The organism is Labrys sp. WJW, assembly GCF_001676615.1.
In the GTDB taxonomy this organism is placed as follows: domain Bacteria; phylum Pseudomonadota; class Alphaproteobacteria; order Rhizobiales; family Labraceae; genus Labrys; species Labrys sedimenti.
Map to the genome: position 1 here is coordinate 56162 of NZ_LYXZ01000033.1, position 18223 is coordinate 74384.

14 protein-coding genes are annotated in these 18223 nt (G+C 66.0%); 9 read left to right on the top strand and 5 right to left on the bottom strand.

Annotated elements, in window-relative coordinates; genetic code table 11:
• Positions 1 to 23: 23 nt before the first annotated feature.
• Genes BA190_RS19650 through BA190_RS19660 form a run of 3 tightly spaced genes read left to right on the top strand, consistent with a single transcriptional unit; the run spans position 24 to position 2447 of the window.
• Positions 24 to 884, top strand: a complete 861-nt coding sequence (locus BA190_RS19650) for an SDR family NAD(P)-dependent oxidoreductase (RefSeq protein ID WP_068291095.1) — start codon at positions 24 to 26, stop codon at positions 882 to 884.
• Between the two features lie 4 nt (positions 885 to 888).
• Positions 889 to 1857, top strand: a complete 969-nt coding sequence (locus BA190_RS19655; protein WP_068291097.1) for an SDR family oxidoreductase — start codon at positions 889 to 891, stop codon at positions 1855 to 1857.
• Entirely contained in the window at positions 1827 to 2447 is a 621-nt protein-coding gene (locus BA190_RS19660) for a class I SAM-dependent methyltransferase (RefSeq protein WP_156771600.1), read from the top strand. Before BA190_RS19655 ends, BA190_RS19660 begins: the two co-directional genes overlap by 31 nt.
• A gap of 13 nt (positions 2448 to 2460) precedes the next feature.
• Here BA190_RS19660 and BA190_RS19665 read toward each other — a convergent pair whose 3' ends face one another.
• From BA190_RS19665 to BA190_RS19685, 5 genes are all read right to left on the bottom strand, one after another.
• Positions 2461 to 4485 (bottom strand): mechanosensitive ion channel domain-containing protein, encoded by a 2025-nt coding sequence (locus BA190_RS19665; RefSeq protein ID WP_068291103.1) that lies wholly within the window; start codon positions 4483 to 4485, stop codon positions 2461 to 2463.
• Positions 4482 to 5648 (bottom strand): 2Fe-2S iron-sulfur cluster-binding protein, encoded by a 1167-nt coding sequence (locus BA190_RS19670; protein ID WP_068291105.1) that lies wholly within the window; start codon positions 5646 to 5648, stop codon positions 4482 to 4484. The genes BA190_RS19665 and BA190_RS19670 overlap by 4 nt, the downstream gene beginning before the upstream one ends.
• 168 nt (positions 5649 to 5816) lie before the next feature.
• On the bottom strand, positions 5817 to 6299 hold the full coding sequence (locus tag BA190_RS19675) for a class I SAM-dependent methyltransferase (RefSeq protein ID WP_068291106.1): 483 nt from the start codon (positions 6297 to 6299) through the stop codon (positions 5817 to 5819).
• Entirely contained in the window at positions 6296 to 7594 is a 1299-nt protein-coding gene (locus BA190_RS19680) for a glycosyltransferase family 4 protein (RefSeq protein WP_068291109.1), read from the bottom strand. Before BA190_RS19680 ends, BA190_RS19675 begins: the two co-directional genes overlap by 4 nt.
• 166 nt (positions 7595 to 7760) lie before the next feature.
• Entirely contained in the window at positions 7761 to 9035 is a 1275-nt protein-coding gene (locus BA190_RS19685; protein ID WP_156771601.1) for a glycosyltransferase family protein, read from the bottom strand.
• Positions 9036 to 9393: 358 nt separating this feature from the next.
• On the opposite strand from BA190_RS19685, the gene BA190_RS19690 reads away from it, so the two are divergent.
• The 6 genes from BA190_RS19690 (at position 9394) to BA190_RS19715 (ending at position 18026) form a co-directional block, all read left to right on the top strand.
• Positions 9394 to 12078 carry an ABC transporter ATP-binding protein gene (locus BA190_RS19690; RefSeq protein ID WP_068291111.1) on the top strand — a complete coding sequence of 895 codons (2685 nt, stop codon included), beginning with the start codon at positions 9394 to 9396 and terminating at the stop codon, positions 12076 to 12078.
• 177 nt (positions 12079 to 12255) lie between these two features.
• The gene (locus tag BA190_RS19695; protein WP_068291113.1) at positions 12256 to 12702 is read left to right on the top strand and encodes a cyclic nucleotide-binding domain-containing protein; all 447 of its coding nucleotides are present in this window, start codon (positions 12256 to 12258) and stop codon (positions 12700 to 12702) included.
• A gap of 241 nt (positions 12703 to 12943) precedes the next feature.
• Positions 12944 to 14119, top strand: coding sequence for an aminotransferase class V-fold PLP-dependent enzyme (locus BA190_RS19700; RefSeq protein WP_068291117.1), 1176 nt, complete (start codon positions 12944 to 12946; stop codon positions 14117 to 14119).
• Positions 14120 to 14304: 185 nt separating this feature from the next.
• The gene (locus BA190_RS19705; protein ID WP_068291119.1) at positions 14305 to 15972 is read left to right on the top strand and encodes an adenylate/guanylate cyclase domain-containing protein; all 1668 of its coding nucleotides are present in this window, start codon (positions 14305 to 14307) and stop codon (positions 15970 to 15972) included.
• Positions 15973 to 16197: 225 nt separating this feature from the next.
• Positions 16198 to 17301 carry a radical SAM protein gene (locus tag BA190_RS19710; protein WP_202908493.1) on the top strand — a complete coding sequence of 368 codons (1104 nt, stop codon included), beginning with the start codon at positions 16198 to 16200 and terminating at the stop codon, positions 17299 to 17301.
• Positions 17298 to 18026 carry an FkbM family methyltransferase gene (locus BA190_RS19715; protein WP_068291123.1) on the top strand — a complete coding sequence of 243 codons (729 nt, stop codon included), beginning with the start codon at positions 17298 to 17300 and terminating at the stop codon, positions 18024 to 18026. The genes BA190_RS19710 and BA190_RS19715 overlap by 4 nt, the downstream gene beginning before the upstream one ends.
• Positions 18027 to 18223: the final 197 nt, after the last annotated feature.

Consider the following 18223-nt stretch of genomic DNA (forward strand, 5'->3'; position numbering starts at 1 on the left):
TTTACCGAAACGGGAAGTGAATCATGTCTAAGATCTGGCTGATCACGGGTGCCGGCCGCGGGCTGGGGCGTTCGATCCTCGAAGCGGCGCTGGCCGCCGGCAACAAGGTGGTGGCGACGGCGCGCGATCCGGAGCGCCTTGCCGACCTCAAGCGGCTTTATGGCGACAACCTGCTCAATCCGGCGCTCGACGTCACCAATCCGGCCATGGCCCGCCGCGGCGTCGACGTTGCCGTGGCGGCCTATGGCGGCCTCGATGTCCTCGTCAACAATGCCGGCTTCGGCCATCTCAGTCCCTTCGAGCAGACCCGGGAGGAGGACTTCCGCTCCCAGGTCGAGACCAATTTCTTCGGCGTGGTCAATTTGATCCGGGCGGCGCTGCCGGTGATGCGCAGCCAGCGATCCGGCCACATCATCAATATCTCCTCCGTCGGCGGACGCGTCGCCACCCCCGGCCTCAGCGCCTATCAGGCTGCCAAATGGGCGGTGGGCGGCTTCACCGAGGTGCTGGCCCAGGAGGTCGCGCCCTTCGGCGTCAAGGTCATCGCCCTGGAGCCCGGCGGCATGCGCACGGATTGGGGTTACACGGCCCGTGACGCTGCCAGCAACATCCTGCCCGACTATGAGCCCAGCGTCGGCGCGGTCCTGAAGCGCATGAAGGCCTATGTCGGCAACGAGGTCGGCGACCCCGAGAAGATCGCCAGGCTCGTCGTCGACATCTCCTCCCGCGAGACACTGCCGGCTCACCTGCTCCTGGGCAGTGACGCGCTCCACGTCTTCCGTCAGGCGGAGACGGCCCGGCAGAAGGCCGCGGCCGATTGGGCCGAGGTCAGCGCCTCCACCGACTTCGACGGCGCCGAACTTCCGGCCTTGCTGAGGGCCTGACACAATGAGTGCAACCAGCCTGGACTGGACTATCAGTGACATGCCGCCCCAAAAGGGGCGGCGCGTCCTGATCACCGGCGCGACCGGCGGCCTCGGCTACGAGACGGCCCTGGCCCTGGCACGGGCGGGTGCCGATGTCCTGCTGACCGGGCGCAACCCGGCCAAGGGGCAGCAGGCGCTCGCCCGCATCCGCGCCCACAGCCCCGCCGCCACCATCCGCTACGCAGACCTCGATCTGGCGGATCTCGACGCCGTCGCGACTTTTGCCGCCCGCCTCCGCGACGAACAGGAGGCGCTTGATCTTCTCGTCAACAATGCCGGCGTGATGACGCCGCCGGTCCGTCATGAAACCCGGGACGGCTTCGAGCTGCAGTTCGGCACCAACTATCTCGGTCATTTCGCCCTCACCGGCCGGCTGTTGCCCCTGCTGCGCCGGGGCAAGGCTTCCCGCGTCGTCAATCTCAGCAGCGGCGCCCACCGGCTGCTGGCCGATATCCATTTCGACGACCTGCAATGGCGCACAAGCTACAAGCCCTGGCGGGCCTATGCCCAGTCCAAGCTCGCTATGATCCTCTTTGCCTTCGAATTGCAGCGGCGCAGCAATGCCTTTGGCTGGGACCTGACCAGCAATGCCGCCCATCCCGGCTATGCCGTCACGGATCTGCAGACCAGCGGACCGCGCCTTGGCCGCAGCCGCCCCCATCCGATCGCATGGCTGACAAGGCTGATGCAGCCGCTGATGTCCCAATCCGCCGCCGAGGGGGCATTGCCGACGCTGTTCGCAGCGACGGCGCCCGAGGCCATGCCTTCAGGCTATTACGGCCCTCAGAATATGTTCGAGCTCAAAGGGCCGGTCGGGGACGCCAGGGTCGGCGACAAAGCTCGCGACCCCGCCCTCGCAGCCCGCCTCTGGGCCATTTCCGAAGAACTGACAGGTGTGACATGGCCGAACCATCAGCCCAGCTTCGTTTGACCGATCCCGGCACGTCCTGTGCCGATTTCTCCCGCTTCTTCCGGGCCTGGATCGCCAGCCCGCTGCGCGTGGCAGCCGTGGCGCCCTCCAGCGACGCGCTCGCCCGGGTGATGACCCGCGAGATCACGCCGGCGCACGGCCCCGTACTGGAACTCGGCCCCGGCACCGGCGTGTTCACCCGGGCCCTGCTGGCACGCGGCATCGCCGAAGGCGATCTCACCTTGATCGAATTCGGCGCCGACTTTGCCCGCATGCTGGAACGCCGCTTCCCCCGTGCTCGCATCCTGTCGATGGATGCCGCCCATCTTGCCCGGCATGCGCTTTATCAGGGCCGTCCCGTCGGTGCCGTGGTCAGCGGCCTGCCGCTGCTGTCGATGCCGCCCGACAAGGTGGCGGATATCGTGGCGGGCGCCTTCCACTATCTGCGCCCGGATGGCGCCTTCTACCAGTTCACCTATGGTCCGCGCTGCCCGGTTCCCCGCGCTGTCCTCGCCGATCTCGGCCTGCAGGCAAAACGCATCGGCGGCGCTCTCTGGAACCTGCCGCCTGCCGCGGTCTACCGGATCATCCGAATCGACGGGAACGCCTGAAGAGCGGCAAACGTCAGGCGACAGCCGGCTGCCCGCCCGGGGGCATCTGCGATCCCGGGCTCACCTGTGAGCCGGGGATCACCACGGTCTGTAGGCCGTCCGCGAAGCGGATGCCGGCGGCCTGCAGGGCGACCTCGATGCGCTTATAGGCCTCGGCCCGCACGTCGAACTGCTTGCCCGGCGCGGTCTGGAACTTGCAGCGGAAGATCTTGATGCCAGGGTCGATGCGGTAGAGCTTGGCTTTCAGCGGCTCGCGGATCAGCGGGCCGATATCGGGATCGGCCTGCATTCCTTCGCCCACCTTCTTGATGAGCTTGCGCACCAGTTCGGAATCCACGCCCACCGGCAGCGGCAGGTTGAACTTCTCGATCACCCAATCGCGCGAATTGTTGCGCACGGTGCCGAGCGAGCCATAGGGCACGAAATGCAGGGGCCCGTTGTGGTGGCGCAGCGCGACGGTACGCAGAGTGATGCGCTCCACCGTGCCCTTGGTGCTCGAGCCGCTCTCGATATATTCGCCGATGCGGAAGACGTCCTCGACCAGATAGAAGATGCCGGCGATGATGTCGCGCACCAGGGCCTGGGCCCCGAAGCCGACGGCGAGGCCGAGCACGCCGGCGCCGGCCAGCAGCGGGGTGATCTCGATGCCTAGCGTCCACAGGGCGGAGAGCACTAGCAGCACCAGGAGCACGATGGCGCTGGTCATGCGCAGCAAGGGCAGCAGGGTGCGCAGGCGCGCATTGGGGCCGGGCTCGGCATGCGGGTCGAAGGGCCCGATGGCACGCAGGCGCCGGTCGATCAATTCGCGGATGGCGACCCAGCCGACATTGACCACGAGCGCCAGGCCGGCGACGCCGAGCAGGTGCAGCACGAAGCGCATCAGCGGACTGTCGCTGCCCGCCATGTTGCGCATCGGCGCGTCCAGGGCAAGGAGGGCGGCGGCGATGCCGGTGAGCACCACGACATAGCGCGACAGCGACAGCACGATGTTCGGCAGCAGGCCGGCACCGATGGTGTTGCCGTCCGGCGTCACCTCCTCGGGCCAGAAGAAGAACACCCAACGCCTGAGCCGCATCTGCACCGCCGCGACGATGGCCAGGATCGCCAGCAACGTCGCGAGCGTCGAGCCGGCCGCCAGCCAGACGCCGTAGATACCGAGGATCAGCGCGGCGGCGAGAAAGCCATAGGGAAATCGCGGCAGCAGCCGGCCGCTTGCCCTGGCGACGGCCCGGTTTCGCCTCAACCCGGTCAGAACGCCGGCCAGCACGATCACCGTGATCAGAGTGGCGGCGATCACCCGCACCGTTGAAGCCGCATGCGGCGCGCCGGCGACATATTCCAGGAGTTCGGGCAGGAGATGGCTGAGGGCGAGCAGGAAGCCCATGCCGACAAAGGCGGCCACGAAGCGCTGGGCCCGGGCGGGGTCGATGTCGCCGAGCCGCAATTGCGGATGGCCGGGCGCGGCAATGACGTCCGCCATGAGCCAGGCCAGACGCACAAACACGATGAGCAGGATCGAGGCGATCACGAAGCCGTCGAAACCGGACGGCCAGTCGAAATAAGCGGCGGCACCGACAATGGCCACCACGAACAGGACCAGGCCAAAAGCCCGCAGGCCGAGGCGCCGCATGGCGAGGCTGAAAGCCTCGCGGCGGCTCGTGACGGCAGCCGCCTCCAGCGCGATCACCGCCGGCGTGGCATAGGTCCAGTAAAGCCATTCGGCCCCCGCGCCGACGATGAGCAGGATGAGGCCATAGGTCAGCGTGACGATGCCGTTGCCGGTCGGCATCGCGGTGGAGACGTCCGAGGCAAGGCGGGCGAATTCGCCGGGTGCCAGGGTGAGACTGTTGGCAATGCCGGAGAGACGATGCTTGGCAGCCTGCAGCAGGCTGGCCACGAAGGCCGAAAGCTGCCCCTGCTCGACCGTCTGGTCCTGGATCAGCGCGGCGGCGGCGAGCGTTTCCGCCTGAACCCGCTGCAGGACCAGGCTGGCAGCCGAAGCGCCTGCCAGGATAGAAAGGATGCTGCGTATCCTCATGGCGCGGCCTGCGACGCGATGGGTTGCGATATGGCCCCGCCGGCCGAAGCCGCCGTCCAGCCCGCAGGATCGCGCGCCGCGGTGACGTCGGCATAGGCCGGACGCAGGCGGCTGATCGAAACGGACTCACCCAGCAATCGGGCCTGGCAGGCCAGACGCTGGCCGGCACTGGCGTGAATGCGCGCAAGCGTCGCCCGTTCGTCGACACCGATCGGCGACAGATTGGCCTGCCCTTCGTCGACGGCGACCACGCAGGTCCCGCACCGGCCGCGGCCCCCACAGACATGGGCATGGGGAATGCCGCTGGACAGGCTGATCTCGAGCAGGGAGAGGCCGGGCCGTCCCTGGCCGAGAAGATTGCCGTCATAATGCACGCCGACCACTCGCTGCCGGTTCTTCAGCACACGGCTCAGCATCACACCGCAAGCCAACAGCACCAGGCCGGCATAGGCCAGCAGGGTGACGTCGCGGATAGTGGCGATCTCGGCCTGCGCCGCGCCGAAACGCCCCATGCTGGCAGCGATCGCCGCCTGCCATTCGGGCTCGGCGGCAAGCCTGGCCATGGCATCCTTGCCGCCCTGCACGAAGCCGAGCAGGGCGGCCACCGGCAGGATGAAGAACAGCGGCGTCAGGATCAGGCCGAGGCGCCGCCAGACCGGCTTGAGCACCAGCCAGGTATAGAGCCCCACCGCACCATGCACCCAGACCACCACCACGGCGAGCACCTGCAGCAGGGCATTGGCGGGGGCGAAATGCCAGTACGCCGCCAGTACCAGGCCGAAATCGGGCTTGAAGCCGGCATCGATCAGGCTGAACACCTGTGCGAACAGGATGTGGTTGATCAAGAGGGGCGTGGCGAGCAGGCCCAGCACGATCTGCACCCAGTCCGTGCGCGACAAGGCCAGGCTCCGCCGCTTGGCAATCGCCATGAGACCGAGAACGCCATGCACCGCTGCCGCGGCCGACAGCAGCGCCAGGCCCGGCATGGTGCGCCAGGGCAATTGCAGAAACGGCTTGGCCTGCTCCATAGCTTCGATGGAGATCAGGCCGAGGGCCGCGTTGACGAGGTGCATCGTCACGAAGACGAGCAGTACGAGCCCGGCGATCAGCCGCAGCCGTCGCTGCAGCGAGCGCATGTGCTGGGAAAGGGGAAGCGCCGACAAGGGACCCGCCCGCCGCTTGAGTTCAGTGCCGCCATCATCCTACGAAATCCGTAAGATTCAATCTCGACGATGACGCCTTTTCCTGGGAGCGAGGACGTCCTCGTCCGCTCTTGGAAGCTCTTCGCTTGAGGAGAGAAAGTGGCGGACGAGGACGTCCGCGCTCCCGGGTTAGGCCACGCGCCGATAGAGAAAATAGCGCCCGGACGGCACGCCGGCTGGCAGGTCGAGATGCCGGAGCGCCGAATGCTGCAAAGGAAGGCCGCTGGCGACGATACCGCCGGGCTGCAGCAGGCCGGCCGCCAGCGGCGGCAGCCAGAGTACCGTCTCCGCATCGACCTCCGCATAATTGGTCTCGATGTCGGCATGCACCAGCGCGGCGCCGATACCGGCGAAGCGGGCGGCGGTTTCCCGGATTTCGCCGAGCACCAAGTCTTCCTCGGAGGGGATCGAGCTCCTGTGCGCCCCGAGCGCCCGGTCGAAGGCGACGATGCGGCGGCCGGGCAGTCTTTCTCGCAGATGATCGAAGGTCCGGCCATTGCCGAGCCCGAGTTCGAGCACCGGACCGGGCAGGCCGGCGATCAGGCCGCAGACATGGTCGAGCACGTCGCGCTGGGCGCTGACCCGGCGGATGAAGCTGTCGAGGCGGCTCACGGGCGCTGCCCCGCCAGCACCGGCGCCGGCACGGCGGCCGCGCGAGGCCCGGCCAGCACGCCATCGAACTTGCCGGCCAGTACCGCTATGCCCGCTTCGAAGGAAAAAGCCTCGCGCACGCGCCGATAGGCACCCTCGCCCAGGCGCTGGCGCAAGGCCGGATCCGTGGCCAGGGTCCACAGCCCCCCGGCGAGGGCCGCCGGATCGCCCGGTGGCACCAGCAGCCCTTCCTCGCCTTCCCGCACGAATTCCGGCACCCCTGCGAAACGCGTGGAGAGGATGGGCAGGGCCTGCGTCGATGCTTCCATGATCACGTTGGGCAGCCCGTCGCGGTCACCGCTTTCGCCTTCCTTGCAGGGCAGCACGAACAGGTCGGCGGCACGCAGGGCCTCGATCACCTCGCCTTGCGCCAGCGCCCCGCGCCAGATGATGCGATCGGCCAGGCCCAGCCGCTCGGCCTGGGCCTGCAGCGCCTTGCGCAATTCGCCGCCGCCGATATGGGTGAGGCGCCAGGAGAGGCTCGGAGGCAGCTGCGCCAGGGCCGTGAGCAGATCGTCGAAGCCTTTCTTGGCGACGGCGCGCCCCACGGTGACGAATTCGACCGGCGCTTCGGCATTGCTGCCGTCGCGCCACGGCCGTTCGGCCGGCGGCGCGGGAAAGCGGCCGAGATCGAGGCCGTGATAGACGAGGCTGACGCGATCGGGATCATCCGCCGGCGCGAGGCGCCGCAAGGCCTCGACCCCGCCGCGCGTGCAGGTGACGCCCCATTGGCTGTCGGCGATCTTCTCGCGCTTCTCCCAATCCGTGGTGGTCCAGATGTCCTTGGCGTGCGCGGAGAAAGAGAAGGTCCGCCCGGTCAGCAGGGCGGCATAGCGCGCCACCGAGGCCGGCGTGTGCAGGAAATGCACATGGATATGGCGGATGGCCGGATCGAGCTCCCGCGCCATCACCAGGGCCTGGCCGAGGCGGCGGCCGCGGCTGGCGCTGAAATCGCGCCGGAGATCGCGCAGGAACATCCTCATCAGCTTGAACAGCCTGGGTCGAAGCAGGGCGCCAAGCACTCCCGTCAGCACCCGCAGCGGCGCCTGATGCAGATATTCGGGCAGATAGACAGGCTTGGCCTTGATCTGCCGGTTCAGCATGTGCACGGCCCCGTCCGTCGGCTGGCGCAGTGACCAGATCTCGAAGGCAAAGCCCGCCTGCTCCAGTGCCAGGATCTCCTGGGCGATGAAGGTCTCGGACAGGCGGGGATAGCCTTTGACGACGATGGCAATGGGAGAGCGGGTGGAAGACATCAAGATCCGTTGGGGAGAAGCCGGGTCGGGGACAACCCGCGTCGAGGGGATTTTCCGGGGGCACGGGCATCCTGCCCGTTCTTCCTAATCCTGCAAAAGCTGAGCATCCAGGAACGGACATCGCAACATGCAAGCATGTTGCGATGTCCGTGCACCCGGAGAAAGGTCAGGTCCCGGCAACGCGGCCGAGCGGGACGGTGTTCAGCCTGGCTTCGAACCAGGGCGTCGCCAATTGTTCGATACGATCAAGGCCTTCGAGCAGGTGGGGCAGGAAGGCCTTGGACGGCAAGGGCTGGTCGGGCAGGTTGCGGATCGCCTGCGCCATCTCCAGCGGATCGCGGCGGGCACCGGGATTGAGGTTGTTGCCGTCGAGCATCGAGACCAGCCCGAGGCGGGTCGCATGCTCGGCCCGAATCGTCTGTTCGCGCCGGGGCGTTGTGCGCGGCACGATCAGCGCCCGTTTGTCGAGCGACAGGATCTCGCAGAAGGTGTTGTAGCCGCCCATCGAGACGATGCCCTGAGCCTTCACCATCAGATGCTCGATCTTGGCGTCGAAGGTGATGGCATCGACATTGGGCAGGCGGGCGATGCGTTCCATGAACGGACCGCGCCGGTCGCGGGCGACGAACGGCCCGAATACCAGCAGTGCAGGAGTCGGGATGCCGGGATCTCGCTCATAGGCGGAGAGCACCCAGTCGACCAGCTCATGCCCGTCACCGCCACCGCCGGTGGTGACCAGCACGAAGGGTCCCTTGGTCAGTTTGGGATAGCGGATCAATTGCGGCTGGGGCGGCAGTTCGCGGCGCAGGAAGCCGGTATAGACGATGCGCCGGCGGACATGGTCGGGCAGGTCGAGCCCCGCCAGCGGCTCGTAGATCTCGCTCAGGCCGTAGACCCAGATGTCGTCGTAATAGCGCACGAGCGCGTCGACAGCGCCCTTGCGCTCCCATTCGGGCGCCAGCACCGAGGGTTCGTCCATCACGTCGCGCACGCCGAGCACGATGCGGGCGCCGGCCCGGCGCAGTTCCTCCAGCGCCGGCAGCAATTCACCGCGGAAACCTGTCGGCTCCTTGTCGACGATCACCAGGTCCGGTTTCAGCGTGCGCGCCGTCTGCAGGATGATGCCCTCGCGCATCGCCACCGCTTCGTCGAGCGTGAGGTTGAGGCTGAGCGTGGTGTAGTTGCCGTCGGCATGTTTGACCACGCCGGGTACACGCACATAATCGACCCCGTCGCCGAACTCGAAGCTGCCGATCACCGGCGAACCGGAAATGATGACGATCGAGGCGTCTGGATGGCGCTCGACCAGGCGATTGGCAATGGCGCGCGAGCGCCTGAGATGGCCGAGGCCGAACGTATCGTGGCTGTAGATCATCACGCGCGGACCGCCGGAGCCGCGTTGCGCGCGGCGGGACGGTCCCGGCCCGGGCTGCTGCAACATGACGACTAGCCCCCCGAGCTCTTGCTGGATGCTTTACGCATTAAGACCTGATTCTCGCCTGATCGTTTTTTGCCGGTTCTCGACACAAATGAAGCGGGGCGGCATGGCGCCGATACCCGCTGTGGTTTCATCATAAACATACCGCGTCGCAGCGACAACGGGCAGATAGCTGCTTTCCCAGCCTCCCCAAAGGGAGGCAAAGCCCGAGCATCATTGCCGTATCGCCGCGCGGATGCGGACGCAACCCACAATCTAGTCACGGATTCGTAACAGGCTTTTGTCAGTTCCCGGCGGCCATTGCGTTGACGGACGGCTTGCAAGCTCTTAACTCCACGGGACTGGAAACTGGTGTCACCCGTTGGACCCTAGCCTTTTTCGATATGTCTGGCGGCATTCGCGAGGCGAGCAGATCTTCCTGCTGCTGGTGATTCTTGCGTCCTTGCCCTTCTATTGGATCTCGCTGGAAGTCCCCAAGCACATCGTCAACCAGGCGATCCAGGGCGGCGCCTTCGAGGGCGGCAAGCAGACCGCGCGCCTGTTCGAGATGTCGCTCTCCCTGCCCGATTTCCTGGGCGGCGCCACCTGGCGGATCTTCGACGGCGTCGAGCTCACGCGGGTACCGTTCCTGTTCGCCCTCAGCCTGTGGTTCCTGGTGCTGGTGCTGATCAACGGCGCCTTCAAATATGTCATCAACATCCGCAAGGGCATATTGGGCGAGCGCATGCTGCGGCGCCTGCGCTTCGATCTCTTCTCGATCCTGATGCGCTTCCGGCCCGAGGACATCGCTCCGCTCAAGCCGGCCGAGGTGGCCGGCATGATCAAGGACGAGGTCGATCCGATCGGCGGCTTCATCGGCGATGCCTTCATCCAGCCGATCTTCCTGATCACCCAGGCCGGCACCGCCCTGCTCTTCATCATGATGCAGAGCCCGAGCCTGGGCCTGGCCGCCCTCATCGTGGTGCTGGCCCAGGCGATCATCATCCCGATCCTGCGGCGTGAGCAGATCCGCCTCGGCCGCGAGCGCCAGTTGGCGTCACGCCAGCTCGCGGGACGAATCGGCGAGGCGATCGAAACGGCGCCCGCCTTGCACACTTTCGGCGCCACGCGCTATGTCGAGGCCGAAATCGGTGACCGGCTCGGCGGCCTCTACAGGATCCGTGCCGACCTGTTCCGCCGCAAATTCGCGGTCAAGTTCCTCAACAACCTCCTGGCCCAGCTCACGCCCTTCATCTTTTATGCGGCAGGCGGCTATTTCGCCTTGATCGGCACCGTGAGCATCGGCTCCCTGGTTGCCGTGATCAATGCCTACAAGGATCTTCCTGCCCCCATCAACGACCTCATCACCTGGGACCAGCAGCGCCAGGACGTGCAGGTCAAGTATGAGCAGGTCTCGGCACAGTTCTCGCCGGAACGCCTGCTGCCCCCGGCCAACGGCAAGGCCAAGGAAATTCCGCCCGCCGACACGCCGATCCAGCTCACCTCGGTGAGCGTGCAAGATGCCCGCGGCGTCTCGCTGCTCGACCGCCTCTCCCTCACCCTGGAACGACCGGGCCATATCGCCCTGGTCGGGCCGGCCGGGGCCGGCCGCGACATCCTGGCCCGCATCCTCGGGCGCCAGTTCCTGGCCTATCAGGGCAGCGTGACGATCGGCGAGGCCGAGATCTCGTCCTTCTCCGACCTCGAACTCAGCCAGATCCTGTCCTTCGTCGGCCCCGATCCCCTGCTCTCGCCCGGCTCGATCCGCGACAACATCCTGTTCGCCGCCCAGCGCCGCCCGCCCTCCCTCGGCGACATTTCGGTGCTGGTGTCCGACAATGTGCAATACAAAACCTTCCTGGAGGCTCGCCGCTCCGGCAATCCACTGGTCTCCGCCGACGCCGACTGGACGGACTACCAGGCTCTCGGCGTGGCCGGCCCCCAGGAGGTCGATGCGGCGATTCGCAGGGCACTCGACGCTGCCGGCGCCTTCGCGGACATCAACCGCTTCGGCGTACGTGGCCGCTTCGACGACAGCCACAGCGACGCCTTCCTCGAGCCTTTCGTGCGGGCGCGCCAGGTCGTCCGCGAGCGCCTGGCAAGCAAGGGCATGTCCCATCTGGTCGACCCCTTCGACCCGCAGCTCTACAATGCCGGCGCCTCGGTCGGCGAAAACCTGCTCTTCGGTGTGCCCAAGGGCAAGAAGCTGCATATGGACAGCTTGCAGCGCAACCCGTTCATGCGCTCCATCCTCGAGGCCGAGGCCCTGCTGGAGCCCCTGATCGATTTCGGCCTGCGCGTGGCGGAAATGGCCGTGGAGACCTTCGCCGGCCTGCCGCCCGAGCATCCGGTGTTCGAACGCTATTCGGCGATTCGTCCCGAAGACCTGCCGCGCTTCCAGGAAATCGTGGATTCCGTGCATGCGCGCGGTACCACGCGAGCCCTCTCGTCCTCGGCGCGCACGCGGCTTCTCGGTGCGGGCCTGGCCTATATCGAGCCGCGCCATCGCCTGGGCCTGATCACCGAGGCCTTCACGGCTCGGGCGCTGCGGGCGCGCCACAGCTTCCGCAACCATCTGCCATCGCAATATAGCGACGAGATCGAGTTCTACGATCCCGCGCGCTACATGCGCGCCGCGCCGGTGGGCGACAACATCCTGTTCGGGCGCATCAGCTACGGCATCGCCAATGCGCCGGAACGGGTCTATACGCTGGCGCGCGGCGTGGTCGAGGAACTCGGGCTCGACAAGGATATCTTCGCGCTGGGGCTGAATTTCGAGGTCGGCAAGAATGGCTGGCAGCTGCAGCCGGCCCAGCGCGCCCGCATCGCCATCGCCCGGGCCCTGGTCGCAAATCCCCAGATTCTGGTGATGGAGAATGCGCTTCTGGCCTTTTCCAGCTCGGAGGCGGAGGAGCTTCTCCACGGTGTGCGCAACGCCATGCAGGGGCGCACCCTGATTGCAACCGTCGCGAGCAGCGGCCAGGCCGAGGGATTCGACCGGATCATCGAATTCGATGGGCCAAGAATCGTCACTCGCGATATTGTTACTCTTGCGCAGAGTGCCTAAATGATGCTTGGATTGCATCTGGATTTTGCCTCGATTGCTCAACGAGGGGTTGCTAAGCGTTTTGCGATATGAGGGAGTCACCTCGAATCGCAAAGGCGCGTCGGAACAAGGAGCTAGAGCAAATGGGCGTTCACACTTGGACGCGCTTTGCTCCAGGGTTGAGCGGGGAGAGGGACCTTGGATCTCGATCTGGAAGTCAAAACCATCAGGAACGCGCCGATCTTCACGGGCATCGACCCGTGCAAGATGAGGTTGCTCGCCTGCATGAGCGAGCAGTTGACCTTCGAGAAGGGCGATTATCTTTTCAAGGTCGGCGAGATTCCTGATGCCGCCTACGTCATTCTCAAGGGCGACGTCGAACTGCTCGCCCAGAACGGTGAGAATCTCATCGCCATCGGCACCGAAGGTCCGGGCGCCATGATCGGCGAAGTCGCGGTGCTCTGCGACGCACGCCGCTTCACCTCGGCGCGGGCCCATACCGACATTTCGGTCATGCGTATCAACAAGGACTGCCTGCTGCGCATGATGCAGGACAATCCGCAGTTCTCGATGTCGATCGCCAAGGAACTGGCACGCCGCGTCATGCAGATCGCCACGCAGGATGCCCACATCCTGACGCATTGACTTGCCGCACACGGACGGTACGCCCTGCCGCCACGCTACCGTGGCGGCCATTCGTCGTCTGGCGAGTGCATCCGTAATCGCTTGCATCGCAACAGCTGGGTTCGGGAGCCGGCTGCGCCCATGGCGCCATGCTCTCCCTTGGAACCAGGAGCGCTGACGCGCCGTTTGGTTTCGATTGCATTTCGACGCATCTTTGCGATTCGACGCCTCCATCCGATCGAAAGACGCCCGAGGAGCCATCATGACCCTTGCACTCGACCGCCTTCGTGCCGAAACTCCCGGCGTCGCCAACCGCATCCATCTCAACAATGCCGGCGCGGCCCTCATGCCGGCGCCGGTGGTCGATGCGATGACTTCCTATCTGCGACGCGAGGCCGAGATCGGCGGCTACGAGGCTGCCGAGGAATCGGCAGCCCGCCTCGACAGCATCTATGACAGCTTGGCGCGCCTCGTCGGCGGCGCCCGCGACGAGATCGCCTTGACGGAGAACGCCACCGTCGCCTGGCAGATGGCATTCTACGCCCTCCCCTTCCGGCCCGGTGACCGCATCCTCACCACCACGGCCGAGTATGGCGCCAACTACGTCGCCTTCCTGCAGATCGCCAAGCGGACCGGCGTGGCGATCGATGTCATTCCCGACGATGCCGACGGCGTGCTCGATCCCGCTGCGCTCGAGGCCATGATCGACGACAGGGTCCGCCTGATCGCCATCAACTGGATTCCCACCAATGGCGGACTGGTCAACCCGGCCGCCGCCGTGGGCGCCGTGGCCCGGCGCCATGGCATTCCCTATCTGCTCGATGCCTGCCAGGCGGTGGGGCAGATGCCCGTCGACGTCGAGGCCCTCGGCTGTGACATGCTGTCGGCAACGGGCCGCAAATTCCTGCGCGGGCCGCGCGGCACCGGCTTCCTCTATGTGCGCCGCGAGCTCTGCCTCACGCTCGAGCCGCCGATGATCGACCATTTCGGCGCGACCTGGATCGACAGGGACCACTATCGCCTGCGAGACGATGCCAGGCGCTTCGAGAGCTGGGAGAACAACTACGCCGCCCGGCTCGGGCTCGGCGTCGCCACCGATTACGCCCTCGCCGTCGGCATCGAGGCGATTCGCGATCGCTGCCAGGCGCTGGCGCAACGGCTGCGAGCGGGCTTGCGATCGCTCCCGCGCCTGAGCGTCTTCGATCTCGGCCCGCATCCAGCGGCCATCGTCTCCTTCGCGGTCGACGGCCTGGAGGCGGAAGAGGTCCGCAGGCGTGCCACCGAAGCCGGCATCAATCTCAGCATCTCCAGGCCGGGCAGCACCTTGCTCGACGCGCTCGCCCGCCATCTGCCGATCTTGGTGCGGGCATCGCCGCACTACTACAACAGCGAGGACGAGATCGACGCCCTGCTCGCACTGCTGGAGAAGATGCGCTGACGGCAGGTTCCCACCGGTCTGCGGGTCGGAACGGCGGAGGGTGGTCGCGGATCGCAAAGTCGCGTCGAAACAAAGAGCTAGAGTAAAATTGCGTTTTCGCTAAAACGGGCTTTGCTGCCAGGCCCGCATGGGCCCCCTTTGACCGACTGCCGCATCCCGGCACTCATCTTCACGAGTTCGACCGCATGAGCGACACCGAGAGTGCACCCGGGCAAATCGAGTGGCGATTGCCGCGGGAGCGCGAATTGCGGCTATGGGCCGGCGTCGTGCTGTTCGCCTTCGTGACTACCCATCTGCTCAACCATGCCCTCGGCGTGTTCGGCGTGACGACCATGGAGGCCGTGCAGCGCTGGCGCATCTGGGCCTGGCAGTCCTATGGCGGCACCACGCTCCTCTACGGAGCGCTACTGACCCATGCCACGCTCGCCCTCAAGCGCCTCACCACGCGGCGCATTTCGCGCATGCCGCTCGAGGAACTGGTGCAGATCGCCCTCGGCCTGGCCATTCCCTATTTCCTGATCTCCCATGTGCTGGGCACCCGCATCACCTCGCTCTACGGCTACAGCGAAAGCTATGGCGAGGTGTTGACGCGGATCTGGCAGGGCGGGCCGGCCAAGCAGATCCTGCTGCTGCTCTGTGCCTGGACACATGGCTGCATCGGTATCGGCCAGGTGCTGCGCAGCCGGTCCTTCTATGCGCGCTGGCGCGACCTGCTGATTCTGGGCATGGGCATGCTGCCCACTTTGGCCCTGGCCGGCTTCTTCTCGGCCAGCCGAGAACTGGAGGCAGCCGGACGCACGCCTTCGCCGATCGCGGCCGACCACACCATGGCCCTGCTGGTCGCCGGCCAATGGCTGTTGCTCGGCCTGGCCGCCGTGATCGCCTTCGTCGCGCTGGTGATGATTCTAAGGGTGTTGCTGCGGCTGCGGTCCGGCACGGTCTCCATCCGCTATGTCGGCCACGGCACCTTCAAGATCCCGCGCGGCACCACCGTGCTCGAAGCCAGCCGCGCCAATGCCATCCCCCACCCGGCCCAGTGCGGCGGGCGCGGGCGCTGCTCGACCTGCCGGGTCGCCGTCACCTCGGATGCGAGCACCCTCCCGGCCCCGAGCAAGGCCGAGCGCACCATGCTGGAGCGCATCTCGGCACCCGCCAATGTGCGCCTTGCCTGCCAGCTTCGTCCCGACCACGACATCTCCGTGCAGATCCTGCTGCCGATCGTGCCAACTGGCATGCGCGGGCGCAGCGGCGACGATCTCTATCGCTGGGGGGCCGAGCGCGAGATCACTGCCCTCTTCGTCGACATCCGCGCCTTCAATGCGATGACACGGCTGCAGATTCCCTATGACATCGTGCTGTTGATGAACCGCTTCGTACAGGAAATGACTCAGGCGGCCGAGGCCCATGGCGGGCGGGTCGACGCCTTTGCCGCTGACGGGCTGATCGCGGTTTTCGGCTTGGGAGACGAGCCCTCCCGTGGCGCTGCCGATGCCATCAGAGCGGCCCGGGGCATGCTCAAGAGCGTGGAAGGCCTCAACTCCGAATTCGGGGCGGCCCTTTCGATCCCCCTGAGGGTGGGCATCGGCATCCACTCGGGCCCGGCCATCATTGCCCGCGTCGGCGACAGCGAGCGCGGCATGCGCCTGGTCGCGCTCGGCGACACCGTCACCATCGCCGGCCGGCTGGAGGCGGCCACCAAGGACTATCTCACCGACTGCCTGATTTCCGAAGAAACGATGCAGCGGTCGGGCATGTCGCTGCGGCGCCAGAACGGCAAACATCTGCATATCGTCGGCCGCGACAAGCCGATCACGCTCTATACGCTCGACGAAACACCTGTGCCGGCGGAGTGAGGGGCCGAGGCCCTGCGACCTCCCGCTCCGGGCGGCAATTGCAGGCTGGGCCGTGCCGCCCCCCGGCACAGACCGACAGGCCTTCTTCCGGCATTCGGCACGCCGCATCTCGCCTCAACCGCCATCACTCGAATTTGAGCACGGCCTGTCGCACTCCCGCCAAATCTGCGCTACACACGGGCTCAAGCTACCGGCCTTGACCCGGTGTGCCCAATGGAGAAGACCGTGCTTGACCTGACTGCGATTGGAACCAAGTCCGCCGCCCCCAAGCTGCTGCACCGCGTGCGCGACAGGGTGACGGACCAGATCCAGAAGTCGCCCCTGGCCCGCAAGGCGTTCACCTACGCCGCCAGCCATATTCCGCTTCGGTATTTCAAGAAATTGCCGACGATCATCGTCGTCGACGTCACCAATTCGTGCAATCTGCGCTGCCCGGTCTGTCCGGTCACCTTCGCCATGACGCGCCCGCGCGGCCTGATGAAGATGGAGATCTTCCGGCAGATCGTCGACGATTTCGTCGACGAACCGCTCAAGCCGGCGATGTATTTCAATTTCTCAGGCGAGCCGACCATGAACAAGGCCCTGCCCGAGATGATCGCCTATGCCAACGAGCGTGGGCACGACACCTTCGTCTCGACCAACGCCACCAAACTCTCTTCCGAGCTGATCGAGAAGATGCTCCAGGCCGGGCTCGGCCGCATCAATCTGTGCATCGACGGCTTCGATGCCGAGGCGCAGGAATCCTATCGCGTCGGTTCGAAGTTCGAGCAGGTGAAGGCCAATATCGAGAACTTCCTCGCCATCAAGCAGCGCCTCGGCAACACCAAGACGGTGACCGTGCTGCAGACGCTGCTGACCTCCTATTCGGAGAAGCAGATCGACGCGATGGTCGAATGGGCCGACAATATCGGCTTCGACCAGGTGCGCTTCAAGACCTTCAGCCTCGGCTCCTACACCGACGACGACCAGCAGACGAAATACGGTCACCTCGTACCGAAGAACCACGATCTGCAGCGCCACCAGAACGAGAAGATCAGCCTCCTGTGCGACGTGCCGCTCTACCAGACCGTGGTGTTCTGGGAGGGCGACCTCGGCCTGTGCTGCATCGACTATGACCGCATGATCAAGCTGCCCAATGTCGACAAGGTCGGCTTCAAGCAGGCCTATCTGTCGGACGAGGCCGCCAAGGCCAGGCGCCACGGCTATACCAAGCAGTTCGACATCTGCCAGAGCTGCTCCTATTCCAACGCCGATAATATGGGCTTCAAGATCAAGCTCAACAAATTGCGCCGGCAGAGGGCCGCCGCGCTGCAGAGCAAAGCGGCGTGAACACCCGGTTGCGGAACGTCGCCGGCGCAAGCTTCGCCGTCGCCGACGACAAGGACGGCTTCTGGGACAAGGCCGAGAGCGGCGCCTGGGAGCCCGAAACGCTAGCGAGCGTGCATGCGCTGGCCGGTCCCGGCACGCTGTTCATCGATATCGGCGGCTGGATCGGACCGATCACCCTGACGGCCGCTGCACTCGGGGCCGATGTTCTCGCCTTCGAGCCCGATCCACGCGCCTTCGAACTCATCAGCGCCAATATCGCCGCCAATCCGGTGCTGGCATCGCGTATCCGCCTCCACCATGCCGCGGTATCGCCGACACCGGGACGTGTCAGGCTGGGCTCGCCCAAAAAGCCCGGCGACAGCATGGGCAGCATTCTGGCAGCCGACAGCGGCGCCGCGCTGTGGGACGCGCACGCCATCCTGCCCACCGACATCGCGGCCATGGCGGGCGATGCCGAGCGCATCGTGCTCAAGATGGACGTGGAGGGAGCCGAGTATCAGCTCCTGCCGCATCTGGCTTCGCTCCTCGGCCCGCGCACCGTGGCAGCGCTGATCGCCTTCCATCCCCGCCTGCTTGCCAAATCAGGCCGCACGGCCGATCAGATCGAAGCCTTGACGGCGACAGCCCAGTCGGCACTTGCCGCCTACAGGCTGCAAAGCCTCGATTGCGAGGGGGCGCCAATATCCCGGCAGGTCAATTCCACTGTGCTGGCAACGCGAAAGTAGCGATTTGCCGAGACGGGGCCATTGACCGGCTCCTCCGCCTGTGTCGTGAATTGGTTGCAATCCGGTCGGTAGCACGCGCTATGTGCGACTGCCGCTCGGCCGCCTGGGCAAGGCGCGTTCGCGGCTGAACGCTCATTTGCTCCAGCCTTGTGTTTCCGGCCAATCCAGCGGGATTGGCTATAGCGTCTTTGCGATTC